Origin of the sequence: Kluyvera sichuanensis (assembly GCF_014218705.1) — a bacterium.
Lineage (GTDB): Bacteria > Pseudomonadota > Gammaproteobacteria > Enterobacterales > Enterobacteriaceae > Kluyvera > Kluyvera sichuanensis.
In genome coordinates this window covers 58,189-72,188 of the sequence record NZ_JABBJF010000013.1, presented here as the reverse complement: position 1 = coordinate 72,188, position 14,000 = coordinate 58,189, and the positions used below count along the sequence as shown (strand labels likewise).

Sequence of the window (14,000 nt, the reverse complement as noted above, 5' to 3'; positions counted from 1 at the left end):
GAATGGAAAGGGCGCTATGGTACTGGATGGCGAGACGTTAGTCACCTGTCAAAATAGACCCAGTTGCCCTGTCACTATTGTAGCAAAATCATCGTCGACAAAGGGGAGAATTCCTTCGGCTACCGGGGCTAATTGTTTCGTCAGGTAGTGGTCGTAATCGAGCGGTGATTGCTGGTAGGCCACGGGTTCCGGGCCGCTGGTGGTCCAGACGTAGCGAATGCTGCCGCGCTGTTGATACTGCTGTGGGCGCCCTAACCGCACGTTGTGCTCATCGGCAAGGCGGGCGGCGCGCACGTGTGGCGGAATATTTTTCTGATATTCCGCCAGTGGGCGGCGCAGATGCTTGCGGTAGACCAGCTGTTCATCGAGCTCGCCCGCCATCAGCTTATCGATGGTTTCAAGGATAAAGTCACGGTACGGCTCATTGCGGAAGATGCGTAGATAAAGCGCCTGCTGGAACTGCTGCGCCAGCGGCGTCCAGTCGGTACGTACCGTTTCCAGCCCTTTGTACAGCATCCGCTGTTCGTTGCCTTCCTGAATCATCCCCGCATAGCGCTTTTTGCTGCCGGTATCGGCACCGCGGATGGTCGGCATCAGGAAGCGGCAGAAGTGGGTTTCAAACTCCAGCTCCAGCGCGCTGGTCAGCCCTTTTTTCTGTAGTTCTTCGGCCCACCACTGGTTAACAAACTCGACCAGCGAGCGGCCAATGACCCCGGCCTCTTCCTCGCCATGAGCCCGTTTAAGCCAGACGAAGGTGGAGTCGGTGTCGCCGTAAATCACGTCATAACCCTGAGATTCAATCAGCGCTTTGGTCTGACGCATGATCGCGTGGCCGCGCATGGTGATCGACGACGCCAGGCGCGGATCGAAAAAGCGGCAGGCGCTGGTGCCCAGTACGCCATAGAAGGCATTCATAATGATTTTCAACGCCTGCGACAGGGGTTTGTTTTTATGCAGTTTGGCTTCATCACGGGCGTGCCATATCTGGCTGACGATCCCCGGCAGGCAGTGCTTGTCGCGGGAGAACCAGGCATCGAGGAAACCTTCGGTGCTGTGCTGCGTATTCGGGTGCGCCATGCCTTCAATCAGCCCTACCGGGTCAATCAGAAACGAGCGGATGATCGACGGGTACAGGCTTTTGTAGTCCAGCACCAGCACGGAGTCGTACAGGCCAGGGCGCGAGTCCATCACGTAGCCGCCGGGGCTCGCCTGCGGCGGCACTTCGCCGAGATTGGGTGCGACGTAGCCCAGGCGGTGCATACGCGGGAAATAAAGGTGGCTGAAGGCTGCTACCGAGCCGCCGTGCCGGTCGACTGCTAGCCCGTTGACCGTCGCGCGTTCCAGTAAAAACGGCATGATCTCGGTTTTGTGGAAGATGCGGGTGACCAGCTCGCAGTCTTTGAGGTTATAGGTGGCTAACGCAGGCTTATCTTCGGCGAAACGGCGGTCAATTTCGTCCATTCGGTCCCATGGGTTATCGATAGCTTTGCCTTCGCCCAGCAACTCCCGAGCGACGTTCTCCAGTGAAAACGAGGTAAAGCTCCAGAAAGCGGATTTTAGCGCGTCGATGCCGTCGATAATCAGGCGACCGGCGGCCTGGGCGAAGAACACGCCGTTCTTAAAGCCGTGCTCGCGCCACTCCAGTTCGCTGTTACCGCGCCCAAGCAGCAGCGGCACTCGATAACGTTCGGCGCTTTTTTGCAGTACGCGCAGATCGAACTGCACCACGTTCCAGCCAATCAGCACGTCCGGGTCGTGTTCGGCAAACCAGGCGTTAAGCTTCTCCAGCAGCAGCGGGCGGCTGGCGACATATTCAAGATGAAAATCCACCTGCGGTGGCTGCTCGGGCTCTGCGCCAAGCATATAGACGGTGCGCTGCCCGCAGCCTTCAAGGCCAATGCAGTAGAGCTCGCCGTGGCGGCTGGTTTCGATATCCAGCGACACCCACTTCAACGGCGGCCGGTACTCCGGGTTGGGCTTCATGCGAGCCTGCGTGAGCGTTGCCCCGTGCGGCGTGCCTTCCACCCATACCGGCGCGGTAATAAAACGCTCCATTAGATAGCGCTCTGGCGGACGAATATCGGCTTCGTAGATGGTAATGCCGTTTTCTCGCAGCAGTTTTTCCAGCCGCATCAGCTGGCGATGGGCGCGGCAGTAAAGGCCGAATACCGGCTGACGGTGAAAGTCTTTGAGCGTAAGCGGGGCCAGACGCAGGCCGTTTTCGCCCTGCAGCAGGCGTTCCACCTGTGCGCGCTGGGCTTCGGGGATAAAGGCCACTGACTCCTGCGGCGGTAGCGTGACCTGTAGCGGGCCGTTATCGGTCGCCAGCCAGAAAGCCAGTTCGGTACCCTGCGGGGTATCCCGCCAGTGACGGGTAAGAAGAAAACCTGCTTGGGGCTGGGTCACGCGTGAGCTCATCCATAAAAAAACCAGGCTTGATTATAGCCTGGTTTAAGGGAGAGTTCTGGTGGTTTATACAGGGGTTACTGCCCGTAATAAGCTTTTGCCCCATGTTTGCGCAGATAGTGTTTATCCAGCAGCGTTTGCTGCATGTCCGGCAACTGCGGAGCGAGCTGGCGGCAGAAGATACCCATATAGGCAATCTCTTCCAGCACGATGGCGTTATGTACCGCGTCTTCGGCGTTTTTGCCCCAGGCAAACGGGCCGTGGGAGTGCACCAGCACGCCGGGCATCTGCGCTGGGTCGATGTCATTCTCGCGGAAGGTTTCAACGATCACCGCGCCGGTTTCCCATTCGTAGTCGCCGTTGATCTCCGCGTCGGTCATCAGGCGCGTGCAGGGCACCGAGCCGTAGAAATAGTCCGCGTGGGTGGTGCCGGTTGCCGGGATGGGCTGTCCTGCCTGCGCCCAGATGGTCGCGTGACGGGAGTGGGTATGGACAATGCCGCCGAGCGTGGGGAATGCCTGATACAGCAGGCGATGAGTCGGGGTGTCCGAGGACGGTTTTTTATTGCCTTCCACCACTTCACCGGTTGCCAGGCTCACCACCACCATATCCTCGGCGGTCATTACGCTGTAATCGACACCGGACGGTTTGATAACCAGTACGCCACGCTCGCGGTCGACGGCGCTGACGTTGCCCCAAGTCAAGGTGACCAGATTGTGTTTTGGCAGCGCCAGATTGGCTTCCAGCACCTGGCGTTTGAGATCTTCTAGCATGTTTTGCTCCGAGTCTGAATTTCCCTCACCCCGCCCTCTCCCGGGGGAGAGGAGGAAAGGTGAATAGGTGCGCGATCGGTTCCCTCTCCCCTTGGGGGAGAGGGTTAGGGTGAGGGGAAAATCGGCTTAACGTTTGAACCCGTAATACACTTCGTTCCAGCGCAGCGCGTCTTTGAACGCTGGCAGGTGGGTGTCGTTGTCGATGACGGCAATTTCGATATCGTGCAGTTCAGCGAACTGGCGCATATCGTCCAGCGTCAGCGCATGGCTGAATACGGTATGGTGCGCGCCACCCGCCAGGATCCACGCTTCTGAGGCGGTTTCCAGGTTCGGATGGGCTTTCCACAGCGCGTTGGCCACCGGCAGTTTCGGCAGGTCGTGCGGGGTTTTCACCGTCTCGATGGTGTTAACCAGCAGGCGATAGCGGTCACCAAGGTCAATCAGGCTGGCGACAACGGCCGGGCCGGTCTGGGTGTTGAAGATAAGGCGTGCTGGGTCCGCTTTACCGCCGATGCCCAGATGCTGTACATCAAGCAGCGGTTTTTCCGCCACGGCGATGGACGGGCAGACTTCCAGCATGTGCGAACCAAGCACCAGGTCGTTACCGCCGTTGAAGTGGTAGGTGTAGTCTTCCATAAATGAGGTGCCGCCCTGTAGACCGGTCGACATCACTTTCATAATGCGAAGCAGGGCGGCAGTTTTCCAGTCGCCTTCGCCCGCAAAGCCGTAGCCCTGCTGCATCAGACGCTGCACGGCGAGGCCTGGAAGCTGCTTCAGGCCGTGCAAATCTTCAAAGGTAGTGGTGAAGGCGTGGAAACCACCTTCTTCCAGGAAGCGTTTCATCCCCAGTTCAATACGCGCCGCGTCCAGCACGTTCTGGCGTTTGTCGCCATGAACTTGGGTAGCAGCGGTGAAGCGGTAGCTGCTTTCGTACTCGTCGACAAGCGCGCTGATTTCACCGTCGGTCACAGCGTTAACCACCTGCACCAGGTCGCCGACCGCCCAGGTGTTAACGGAGAAACCGAACTTAATCTGCGCCGCCACTTTATCGCCGTCGGTTACCGCCACTTCACGCATGTTGTCGCCGAAGCGGCATACTTTCAACTGACGGGTATCCTGTTTAGAGACGGCCTGGCGCATCCAGGAGCCGATACGCTCGTGGGCTCGTTTATCCTGCCAGTGACCGGTCACTACGCTATGCTGCTGACGCATGCGTGCACCAATGAAGCCGAACTCGCGGCCGCCGTGCGCGGTCTGGTTCAGGTTCATAAAGTCCATATCAATGCTGTCCCACGGCAGAGATGCGTTGAACTGGGTGTGGAACTGCAGCAGCGGTTTGTTGAGGATGGTCAGGCCGTTGATCCACATCTTCGCCGGAGAGAAGGTGTGCAGCCAGACGACCATACCAGCGCATTTGTCATCGTAGTTAGCATCGCGGCAGATGGCGGTGATCTCATCCGGGCGCGTACCCAGCGGTTTCAGCACCAGTTTGCACGGCAGTTTCGCTTCGGCATTTAAGGCATTGACCACCTGCTCAGCGTTTTGCGTCACCTGGCGCAGCGTTTCCGCCCCGTACAGGTGTTGGCTACCAATGACAAACCACACTTCATAATTATCAAAAACGGTCATAGTCGTATCCTTTAATGAGTCAGGGCTGCCTGAGAGGCCGCGGATTTTTCCGAGGATGCAGCAGGGAGATAGTGTTGTTCGGCGCTCACGGCCCACTGCAGATAGCGCTGATAGAGTTCTTCAAAGCGCTGAGCCTGCTGTGGGCGCGGCTGTAAGGTGTGTTCAACCTGGCTTGCCATCTGTCGCTGGGCTGCAGGAATATCGGTATGCACGCGTGCGGCAACGGCGGCAAAAATGGCCGCGCCCAGCGCACAGCATTGGTCTGAGGCCACAATTTGCAGCGGACGGTTAAGAACGTCGCAGCAGGCCTGCATGATGACGCGGTTTTTACGGGCGATGCCGCCCAGTGCCATCACGTTGTTGACCGGAATCCCCTGCTCGGTGAAGCACTCCATAATGGCGCGCGCGCCAAAAGCAGTGGCGGCAATCAGCCCGCCGAACAGCGCCGGGGCATCGGTGGCGAGGTTAAGATCGGTGATGACCCCCTTCAAACGCTGGTTCGCATTCGGGGTACGGCGGCCGTTAAACCAGTCGAGCACTACCGGTAGATGGTCGAGAGAAGGATTGCTTGCCCAGGCTTCGGTGAGCGCAGGCAGTAGCTGTTTCTGGCTGGCTTTGATCTGCGCTTTTAGCTCAGGATGTTGTGCGGCAAGCTGCTCCAGCGGCCAGCCGAGCACGCGGCCAAACCAGGCGTAGATGTCACCGAAGGCGGATTGGCCCGCTTCCATGCCGATAAAATTCGGTACTACGCTGCCGTCAACCTGGCCACAGATGCCTTTTACCGTACGGCTACCGACGCTGTTTTTGTCGGCAATTAAGATGTCGCAGGTTGAGGTGCCGATAACTTTCACCAGCGCATTAGGCTGCGCACCTGCGCCAACGGCGCCCATATGGCAGTCAAACGCGCCGCCGGAGATAGCCACTTTGGTGGAGAGCCCCAGGCGTTCGGCCCAGTCGGCTGTCAAGTTGCCGACCGGAACATCCGCCGTCCAGGTTTCGCTAAACATTGGGCACGGCAGGTGCTGATTCAGAATCGGGTCGAGCTCATCGAAGAATGCTGCCGGTGGCAGGCCGCCCCAGCTTTCATGCCACAGCGATTTATGCCCGGCGCTGCAGCGACCGCGGCGAATATCCTGCGGGCGAGTCGTACCTGAGAGCAGGGCAGGAATCCAGTCGCACAGTTCAATCCACGAGGCGGCAGCCTGCGCCACCGCGCTGTCTTCGCGGGTAACGTGCAGGATTTTGGCCCAGAACCATTCGCTGGAATAGATGCCGCCAATATAGCGGGAGTAGTCTTCTTTGCCCGGCTGGTGGCACAGGCGGGTGATGGCTTCCGCCTCTTCCACCGCGGTATGGTCTTTCCACAGCACGAACATGGCGTTCGGGTTGTTGGCAAACTCCTCTTTGAGTGCCAGCACGTTGCCGTCGGCATCAATAGGCGCGGGCGTTGAGCCGGTGCTGTCGACGCCAATACCGACCACATCAGCACGTTGTGCGCTGGAGAGTTCGGCCAGTACGCCTTTCAGCGCGGCTTCCATTGATTCGATATAGTCGCGTGGATGGTGGCGAAAACGGTTATTTGGCGCGTCGCAGAAACGCCCTTCCTGCCAGCGTGGATACCATTCGACGCTGGTCGCGATCTCTTCACCCGTCGCACAATCTACCGCCAGGGCGCGGACTGAGTCACTGCCAAAATCGAGGCCAATTGCGATTGCCATCGTGTTACTCCATCTCAAAGAATACGTGATAGTGAAACAGTAGATATCCCCGCCAAAAACCGTCAGGCTGGAACCGCTAATCTTATGGATAATCTTGCTGTGACCATTCAAAGTGTGACGCCGTGCAAATATTCAATGTGGACTTTTCTGCCGTCTTTATAGACACTTTAGTTGTTACCCTGAAGAGGGCTGATTCGCGGGTTTGCTCTCTCAATTCCTTGTTCATCAAGGGATGTCTGAAGCAAGGTCGACATTGCGCCTATAGCATTCTGGGGATAACGCTAAAAAGCCGAATATGGATAATTGGTTTCTTCTGAGATAAGCGAGAGCGAGCAGCCATGGCTGAAATGCAAAACGATCCCCTGCTACCGGGCTATTCATTTAACGCCCATCTGGTCGCCGGCTTAACGCCGATTGAAGCCGGTGGCTACCTGGATTTCTTTATCGATCGTCCGCTGGGTATGAAGGGGTTTATCCTCAACCTGACGGTGCGCGGTGAAGGGGTGATAGAGAATCAGGGCAAGCAGTTCGTCTGTCGACAGGGCGATATGCTGCTGTTCCCGCCGGGTGAGATTCACCACTATGGCCGCCATCCGGACGCCAGCGAGTGGTATCACCAATGGGTTTACTTCCGCCCGCGCGCCTACTGGCACGAGTGGCTCAACTGGCCGGCCATCGTCGCGCAGACCGGTTTTTATCGCCCGGACGAAGCGCATCAGGCGGAAATCTCCGAGCTGTTTGGCAAGATTATCGACGCCGGGCAGGGCATCGGGCGCTACTCAGAGCATCTGGCGATTAACCTGCTGGAGCAGTTGCTGTTGCGCCGTATGGAAGCCATCAATGAATCGCTGCATCCGCCGATGGACAACCGTGTACGCGACGCCTGCCAGTACATCAGCGACCACCTTGCAGATAGCCATTTCGATATCGCCAGCGTGGCGCAGCACGTGTGCCTATCGCCGTCGCGTCTGTCGCACCTGTTCCGCCAACAGCTTGGAGTGAGCGTGCTGAGCTGGCGTGAGGATCAGCGCATCAGCCAGGCGAAGCTGCTGCTCAGCACCACGCGCATGCCTATCGCCACGGTAGGGCGCAACGTCGGCTTTGAGGATCAGCTCTATTTCTCCCGCGTATTTAAAAAATGTACTGGCGCGAGCCCTAGCGAATTTCGTGCAGGGTGTGAATAAAAAGTAAAGAAAAGGAAATGCGGTGTGTTGGTTTTTGTCTTTGCCAGTAAACTCTAAAGACAATTGAAGGCTTGACGATAGGGGAGACGCTCTGGAGAATCCCTGCTTCGTTTTCAAACCGGACACACTATGCAAGCACTGCTGGAACACTTTATTACTCAGTCCACGACCTATTCTCTGATTGCGGTGGCGCTGGTGGCGTTTCTGGAATCTCTGGCGCTGGTCGGGTTGATTCTGCCGGGTACCGTGATGATGGCGGGGCTGGGCGCGCTTATCGGCAGCGGTGAGGTGAACTTCTGGCAGGCGTGGCTGGTGGGCATTATTGGCTGCCTGCTGGGCGATTGGGTCTCTTTCTGGCTGGGCTGGCGCTTTAAAAAGCCGCTGCATCGCTGGTCATTTATGAAGAAAAACAAATCCCTGCTGGATAAAACCGAGCATGCGCTGCATCAGCACAGCATGTTCACCATTCTGGTGGGGCGCTTTGTCGGCCCGACGCGCCCGCTGGTGCCGATGGTTGCCGGTATGCTTGACCTGCCGGTCTCCAAATTTATCACCCCCAATATCATTGGCTGCTTACTGTGGCCGCCGCTCTACTTCCTGCCGGGCATTCTCGCCGGTGCGGCAATCGACATTCCTGCGGATGAGCACAGCGCGAGCTTTAAATGGCTGCTGCTGGCGGCGGCGCTGTTGCTGTGGCTGGCGGCGTGGCTGTGCTGGCGCTTATGGCGCAGCGCAAAAGAGAATCACGATCGCCTGAGCGCGCTGTTAACGCGCCAGCGCCTGCTGTTGCTGGCACCGCTGATACTGGGTGTGGGCGTGGTGGCGCTGGTGAGCGTAATTCGTCACCCACTGATGCCGGTGTATATCGAGATTTTGCGTAAGGTAGTGGGGTGGTAATGTGTGAACATCACGCATGAATACCGAGCAGCGCGGATGCGCTAGCTTTCCCGCTCAGTAATTCCTGCGTGTCGCCATCCCAGGCGATACGCCCTTCCGCGACCACCATCGCGCGCGGTGCAATCCTGGCCGCGTCTTCCACGCTGTGTGAAACCATCAGCAGCGTTAAGTTTTGCCGCTGACACACTTCATCAACCAGCTGTAGCATCTCCTGACGCAGCGCTGGGTCGAGTGCCGAAAACGGTTCATCCAGCAGTAAGATCGGCTGTTCACGTACCAGACAACGCGCCAGCGCGGCGCGTTGACGTTGCCCGCCGGAGAGCTCTCCGGGCAGCCTGTCCAGCATCGATTCAATGCCCATCAGCCCGGCAATCACCTGTAACTTTCGCACCTGTTCAGCAGTGAGCGACAGGCGCGGACTCATGCCCAGCCCAATGTTCTGGCGCACGGTCAGGTGGCTGAAGAGATTGTTTTCCTGAAACAACATCGACACCGGGCGCTGCGAAGGCGGCGTATGAGTATGCACCCGGCCTTCGAGCATCAGCGTACCGCTGGCAGGCGTCAGAAAGCCGGCTATCAGGTTGAGCAGCGTCGATTTCCCCGCGCCGCTGGGGCCGAGAATAGCCACTTTTTCGCCCTGGGCAATCGAGGTGCTAAAGCGCATCGGCAGGTGCTGGTAAAGCCAGGTGACATCATTCAGTTTTAGCATGGCGTCCAGGTAACTTTTCAATAACGGTGAACAACAGGAAGCAGAGCAGCAGCAGAATCAGCGCGGTGACCGCGCCGTCCTGGCTGCGGTAGGCGCCGATTTGCTGATAGAGATAAAACGGCAGCGTACGGAAATTCTCATTGCCGAACAGCGCGACCACACCGAAATCACCAATCGACAGCACGCAGGCAAAAGCCAGCGCCTGCGCTAACGGGCGTTTCAGGGCGCGCAGTTCAACCACCTTCAGGCGATTAAAGCCAGAAAGCCCCAGCGATTCACACAGGATGCTGTAGCGGGCGGTAATATCGCGCATTGGCGTTTCCAGCACCTTGAGGGCATAAGGCACTGCCATCAGGGCGTTGGTGAAAATCACAATGCCGTCGGCGGAGTCGGGCAGGCCAACGGTATTATTGAGCAGCAGGAAGAAGCCGGTCGCCAGTACGATACCCGGCATGGCGAGGATAAGCATGCCGCTTAGCTCCATCGCCTGCCCGGCGAGCGGCTGGTTGCGGGCGCGCAGCTCGCGGCTGCTCCACAGCAGCATCATGGTCAGCGCTACGCAGATTACCCCGGCGGCAATGGCGATACGTAACGAGGTGCCCAGCGCCTGCCAGAGTACCGGCTGGGTAAAGACCTGCAGCATCGACGGATTGACCCCGTCAATCACCACTGCTAGCAGTGGGGGCAGCAGCAGCAGCAGGGTGAGAAGAATCAGAACGGAGTCAGCTATCCGGCTGTGCCAGCGGTCGTCCGGATCGCGCCAGCCGTGAACATGGCTGTTGCCGACGGCAATCGCCCGGCTTAATCGCTGGCTTAACAGCACCAGCATCAAACAGCAGCCCATCTGAATCAGCGCCAGCATCGCTGCGCGCGCCGGGTCGTAATCAAAGTTCAGCGACTGGTAGATAGCCAGCTCGATGGTCGTCGCGGACGGCCCGCCGCCGAGCGATAGCACGGTGGCAAAGCTGGCGAAGCAGAGCATGAAAATCAGCGTGGCGATGGGCAGAATTTGCCGGCGCATCCACGGCCATTCCACCAGACGGAAGAACGGGTAGCCACGCATTCCCAGTTGCGCAGCAAGCTGGCGCTGCTCGCCGGGGATCTGCTCCAGCGCCTGTAATAGCAGGCGGGTCGCCATTGGCATATTAAAGAAGACGTGCGCGAGCAGAATGCCCTGCAGACCGTAGGGCGAGAATCGCCACTGCCAGCCAAGCCAGGCAAAAAGCTGGGCCAACCAGCCCTGACGCCCGTAAACGCTCAGAATACCGAAGACGGCGACCAGCACGGGTAGAATCAGCGTCATGGCGCACAGCCGCAGCAGCAGCGTACGGCCGGGAAAACGTCGTCGGTAAAGCGCGCGGGCAAGGAAAATAGCGGGTACGACCGACAGCAGTGCTGACAGGAACGCCTGCCAGAAGGAGAAGCGCACCACGTGCCACAGATAGCTATCGCCGAGCAGCGTTGACCACGACGTTTCCGGCGCGTTTAGCCACAGCGCCAGAAACGCCGCCAGCGCGACGGCAACCATCAGCGTGGTTGCCGTCAGCCCTGGATACAGCCAGCGAGGGATTAGCGGCTGGCTGCGCGAAGCCATGCGTTAATCCAGTTTTGACGTTCGGAAGCCACCTGCTGCGGGGTAAACTCCAGCGCGGTTTGCGGTTTCACCAGACCATTAAAGCCTTCTGGCAGGGTAACGTTGGTCACCGGGTACATCCAGTTGCCGGTTGGGATGGTGTTCTGGAAGGCCGGAGAGACCATAAACTTCAGGAACTCATCTGCCAGCTTCTGCTGTTTGCTGGCTGCGGTTTTCGCCGCCACTTCCACCTGCAGATAGTGGCCTTCGCTAAAGTTCGCCGCCGCGTAGTTGTCTTTCTTCTCGTCGATGATGTGGTACGCCGGAGAGGTGGTGTAGCTCAGCACCAGATCGCTTTCCCCTTTCAGGAACAGGCCGTAGGCTTCGCTCCAGCCTTTGGTGACGGTGACCGTTTTCGCCGCCAGCTTCTGCCAGGCTTCCGGCGCTTTGTCGCCGTAGACTTTTTGCATCCACAGCAGCAGGCCAAGGCCCGGAGTGCTGGTGCGTGGGTCTTCGTAAATCACGCGCCATTTCTGGTCGCTCTCAACCAGTTCCTTCAGGCTTTTCGGCGGGTTCTTCAGTTTGTTTTTGTCATAGACGAAGGCGAAGTAGCCGTAGTCGAACGGCACGAAGGTGTCGTTTTTCCAGCCGCCCGGTACGGTAACGTCGGCGGTGGAAACGTTGCTTTTGGCAAACAGTTTAGTGTCGGTTGCCGCCTGCAGCAGGTTGTTATCCAGCCCCAGCACCACATCGGCTTTGCTGTTTTTGCCTTCCATGCGCAGGCGGTTGAGCAGCGAAACGCCGTCTTCCAGCGCCACGTACTTCAGCTCGCAGTTGCAGTCGGCTTCAAACGCTTTTTTCACCGCCGGCCCTGGGCCCCAATCGGCGGCAAAAGAGTCATAGGTGTAGACGGTCAGTACAGGCTTGGCGAGAGCCGGAGCGGCAACCAGCACCAGCAGGGGGAGTAATTTTTTGAGCACTTTGCACCTTTATAAAATGGTGGCAAAGGATTTTGAGTTAGCCTCAAATCCCTTCGCCGGGATTATCCGGATCAGGTTCGACGGGTATCTCTCAGCCCGCGCACTCGGCGCAGCACCCCGTTGAGAACGGCACATTGTAATGATTACGTGAATAAATCAAAAGCCTTAAGGATCCGGCGGTGCAAACCAGGCGGATTTAAAGTCGAACCAGCCCAGGGTGTTCATGCGAACGCCGCGCATACTGCGCTGGCCTTGTAGCATCAGCCAGTGGTGGATCAGCGGCACAATGGACTGATTTGCCAGCAGACTTTGGCACCAGTCGGGCAGTGAAAGCTCTCCTTCGCGCCAGCGCTGCGCGTCCTGCTCCCAGTCGATGGGAATGCAGTGGCGAATCAGTGGCACTTCATAAAGGTAGGCAAAGATCGAGAAATCGAGCGGCAGCGTGAAGTTGGCGCTGTTCAGCCAGATATCGCTGACCACTTCGCCGCGATGCCATTCGTCGTAATCCACTTCCTGGATAACCAGTTTGACCTGGTGCGCCGCCAGCAGCGCCTCCATGATCTGACCGATCGTCCGATGTTCTACGTGATCGCGGTAGTAGGTGAGGGTGACCGACTCAAGACCTGCCGGTTTTTCACAGGCGTGGCTACGGGCATGGTGCCAGCGCGGCAGCAGGCCGTAGGCCGGGAACCAGTGGCTCTGGTGCTGCTCGCCTGCGTGATACAGCAGGTTGTTCGGGTGGAAAATGTGGCTCAGCCACTGGCGCACAGCCGGGTTGTTGCCGCGCGAACTGCGCGCATCAAACAGCAGATAGTAGCAGCCCTCTTCGAGGCGGCTTTCCACCGCCTTTTCGCTCTGGGTAGTGCCTTGAAGCGTCAGGCCGCCATTCGGCTCATCGCTGATTTCCGGCAGCACCCAGACGTTCACCTCGTCAATCAGCGCCCGAAAACCGAAATAGTCATCAAACGCGTGAATCTTCAGCTGGTTTTGATTGTTGCGGGCGACCGCATACGGCCCGGTACCCACCGGCATGCGCGAGAAGTCGCTGAGTGATTGCCACTCGCGCGGCAGGATCATCGCCGATACCTGACCTAGCAGCCACGGTAGCCAGCGGTCGGGTTCGCTCAGATGGACATCGAGCGTCCAGGCGGTAGGGGAATCAATGCGCGTGATGTTGGAAAAGAGCGACAGCGTCATGCTGCGATGCAGCGAACTGATGACGTCATCCATCTCCAGTTCGCGACCGTGATGAAAATGAATGCCGGGACGCAAGTAAAAACGCCAGTGTAATGGGGATATGGCCTGCCAATGGTGCGCAATATCCGCTTCCAGTTCCCCATTTACCTCATTTACTCGGGTCAGTGCGCTGAAGATTTGCCGTGCAATATGGGTTTCCGAGCGCCGGAGCGCCGTTCCCGGCAGCAAATTGCGCATCGGACGGTAGTAAAGCACCCGCAGAATATGTCGCCCCTGACGGAAGCTGCGGCCCAGGTGCGACACCAGCATCTGACGTACCGCGGCCTTGTCGCCGACCAATTGCACCAGCTGATCGATCCTATCCTGCTCGAGCAGGTCTTCCGCGCGCTGCTGCTGAAGCGCCAGACCGGTATAGAGGAAAGTCAGCTTAGAGCGCTTGCCGCGCCCGGCTTCCGCCTCCCAGGTCAGCCATCCCCGCGCCTCCATGGTATTCAAAAGCGTGCGCATATGGCGGCGAGAGCAGTTGAGCAGCTCGGCCAGTGAGTTGAGCGTGGTCTCTTGCGATTTTCCCTCGCAGCACTGCCATAAACGGATGAACTGCTGCTGTAATCGACCTGAAGGCATAAAAGGGGAACTCCTGATAAAAACTCAGCAATTTATTAATCCCTATATTAGGCCAATAATTGATTTCGATGAAGCGAGGAGGTGTCTATGAAGAGGTCTACCATCCATCAGTTCTACCAGCGTTATTTCTCTGCTACCAAAAATGTTTCCTGGCTGGCCCGTCAGGCGACCGCACAGCGGCTTGAAGTGCTGAATTTTCTGATGCAGTGGGAAGTTACGAAACCGACCTCTGAGCATTAATTCGCCTAATCATGTGTGACTGAGTATTTGCCAGCAGGTATCATCTGCTGGCTTTTTTTTATTCTTTCGC

11 protein-coding genes and 1 riboswitch are annotated in these 14,000 nt (G+C 58.0%); of the genes, 3 read left to right on the top strand and 8 right to left on the bottom strand.

Translation table 11 applies throughout. The features are described 5' to 3' along the window. Nucleotides 1–48 precede the first annotated feature (48 nt). From polB to araB, 4 genes are all read right to left on the bottom strand, one after another. A complete protein-coding gene (gene polB / locus HII27_RS14625) occupies nucleotides 49–2,418 on the bottom strand; it encodes a DNA polymerase II (RefSeq protein WP_185668587.1) in 2,370 nt (789 codons plus the stop codon). A 65-nt stretch (nucleotides 2,419–2,483) separates the two neighbouring features. Continuing rightward, complete coding sequence (araD, locus tag HII27_RS14620; RefSeq protein ID WP_185668586.1) at nucleotides 2,484–3,179, bottom strand: L-ribulose-5-phosphate 4-epimerase; 696 nt, start codon at nucleotides 3,177–3,179, stop codon at nucleotides 2,484–2,486. Between the two features lie 126 nt (nucleotides 3,180–3,305). Further along, complete coding sequence (gene araA / locus HII27_RS14615) at nucleotides 3,306–4,808, bottom strand: L-arabinose isomerase (protein WP_185668585.1); 1,503 nt, start codon at nucleotides 4,806–4,808, stop codon at nucleotides 3,306–3,308. An 11-nt stretch (nucleotides 4,809–4,819) separates the two neighbouring features. Then, complete coding sequence (araB, locus tag HII27_RS14610) at nucleotides 4,820–6,526, bottom strand: ribulokinase (protein WP_185668584.1); 1,707 nt, start codon at nucleotides 6,524–6,526, stop codon at nucleotides 4,820–4,822. A gap of 338 nt (nucleotides 6,527–6,864) precedes the next feature. Here araB and araC point away from each other — a divergent pair, with 338 nt between their 5' ends. Both araC and HII27_RS14600 read left to right on the top strand, forming a co-directional pair. After that, the gene (gene araC / locus HII27_RS14605) at nucleotides 6,865–7,710 is read left to right on the top strand and encodes an arabinose operon transcriptional regulator AraC (RefSeq protein ID WP_185668583.1); all 846 of its coding nucleotides are present in this window, start codon (nucleotides 6,865–6,867) and stop codon (nucleotides 7,708–7,710) included. A 129-nt stretch (nucleotides 7,711–7,839) separates the two neighbouring features. Beyond that, nucleotides 7,840–8,607 carry a DedA family protein gene (locus tag HII27_RS14600; protein ID WP_185668582.1) on the top strand — a complete coding sequence of 256 codons (768 nt, stop codon included), beginning with the start codon at nucleotides 7,840–7,842 and terminating at the stop codon, nucleotides 8,605–8,607. Between the two features lie 10 nt (nucleotides 8,608–8,617). Here HII27_RS14600 and thiQ read toward each other — a convergent pair whose 3' ends face one another. The 4 genes from thiQ to sgrR form a co-directional block, all read right to left on the bottom strand. Further along, nucleotides 8,618–9,316, bottom strand: a complete 699-nt coding sequence (gene thiQ / locus HII27_RS14595; protein WP_185668581.1) for a thiamine ABC transporter ATP-binding protein ThiQ — start codon at nucleotides 9,314–9,316, stop codon at nucleotides 8,618–8,620. Further along, on the bottom strand, nucleotides 9,300–10,910 hold the full coding sequence (thiP, locus tag HII27_RS14590; RefSeq protein WP_185668580.1) for a thiamine/thiamine pyrophosphate ABC transporter permease ThiP: 1,611 nt from the start codon (nucleotides 10,908–10,910) through the stop codon (nucleotides 9,300–9,302). The genes thiQ and thiP overlap by 17 nt, the downstream gene beginning before the upstream one ends. Further along, nucleotides 10,886–11,869 carry a thiamine ABC transporter substrate binding subunit gene (gene thiB, locus HII27_RS14585; protein WP_185668579.1) on the bottom strand — a complete coding sequence of 328 codons (984 nt, stop codon included), beginning with the start codon at nucleotides 11,867–11,869 and terminating at the stop codon, nucleotides 10,886–10,888. Before thiB ends, thiP begins: the two co-directional genes overlap by 25 nt. A 30-nt stretch (nucleotides 11,870–11,899) precedes the next feature. Next, a riboswitch (TPP riboswitch) is annotated at nucleotides 11,900–11,999 on the bottom strand. Nucleotides 12,000–12,034: 35 nt separating this feature from the next. Then, nucleotides 12,035–13,690, bottom strand: a complete 1,656-nt coding sequence (sgrR, locus tag HII27_RS14580) for an HTH-type transcriptional regulator SgrR (protein WP_185668578.1) — start codon at nucleotides 13,688–13,690, stop codon at nucleotides 12,035–12,037. Nucleotides 13,691–13,777: 87 nt separating this feature from the next. Here sgrR and sgrT point away from each other — a divergent pair, with 87 nt between their 5' ends. Next, nucleotides 13,778–13,930: a glucose uptake inhibitor SgrT gene (gene sgrT, locus HII27_RS14575; protein ID WP_185668577.1), complete on the top strand. Its 153-nt coding sequence runs from the start codon at nucleotides 13,778–13,780 to the stop codon at nucleotides 13,928–13,930. Nucleotides 13,931–14,000: the final 70 nt, after the last annotated feature.

Coding starts and splice junctions, on each gene's coding strand:
- polB (WP_185668587.1), bottom strand. CDS start 2,418: ATGAGCTCACGCGTGACCCAGCCCCAAGCAGGTTTTCTTCTTACCCGT.
- araD (WP_185668586.1), bottom strand. CDS start 3,179: ATGCTAGAAGATCTCAAACGCCAGGTGCTGGAAGCCAATCTGGCGCTG.
- araA (WP_185668585.1), bottom strand. CDS start 4,808: ATGACCGTTTTTGATAATTATGAAGTGTGGTTTGTCATTGGTAGCCAA.
- araB (WP_185668584.1), bottom strand. CDS start 6,526: ATGGCAATCGCAATTGGCCTCGATTTTGGCAGTGACTCAGTCCGCGCC.
- araC (WP_185668583.1), top strand. CDS start 6,865: ATGGCTGAAATGCAAAACGATCCCCTGCTACCGGGCTATTCATTTAAC.
- HII27_RS14600 (WP_185668582.1), top strand. CDS start 7,840: ATGCAAGCACTGCTGGAACACTTTATTACTCAGTCCACGACCTATTCT.
- thiQ (WP_185668581.1), bottom strand. CDS start 9,316: ATGCTAAAACTGAATGATGTCACCTGGCTTTACCAGCACCTGCCGATG.
- thiP (WP_185668580.1), bottom strand. CDS start 10,910: ATGGCTTCGCGCAGCCAGCCGCTAATCCCTCGCTGGCTGTATCCAGGG.
- sgrR (WP_185668578.1), bottom strand. CDS start 13,690: ATGCCTTCAGGTCGATTACAGCAGCAGTTCATCCGTTTATGGCAGTGC.
- sgrT (WP_185668577.1), top strand. CDS start 13,778: ATGAAGAGGTCTACCATCCATCAGTTCTACCAGCGTTATTTCTCTGCT.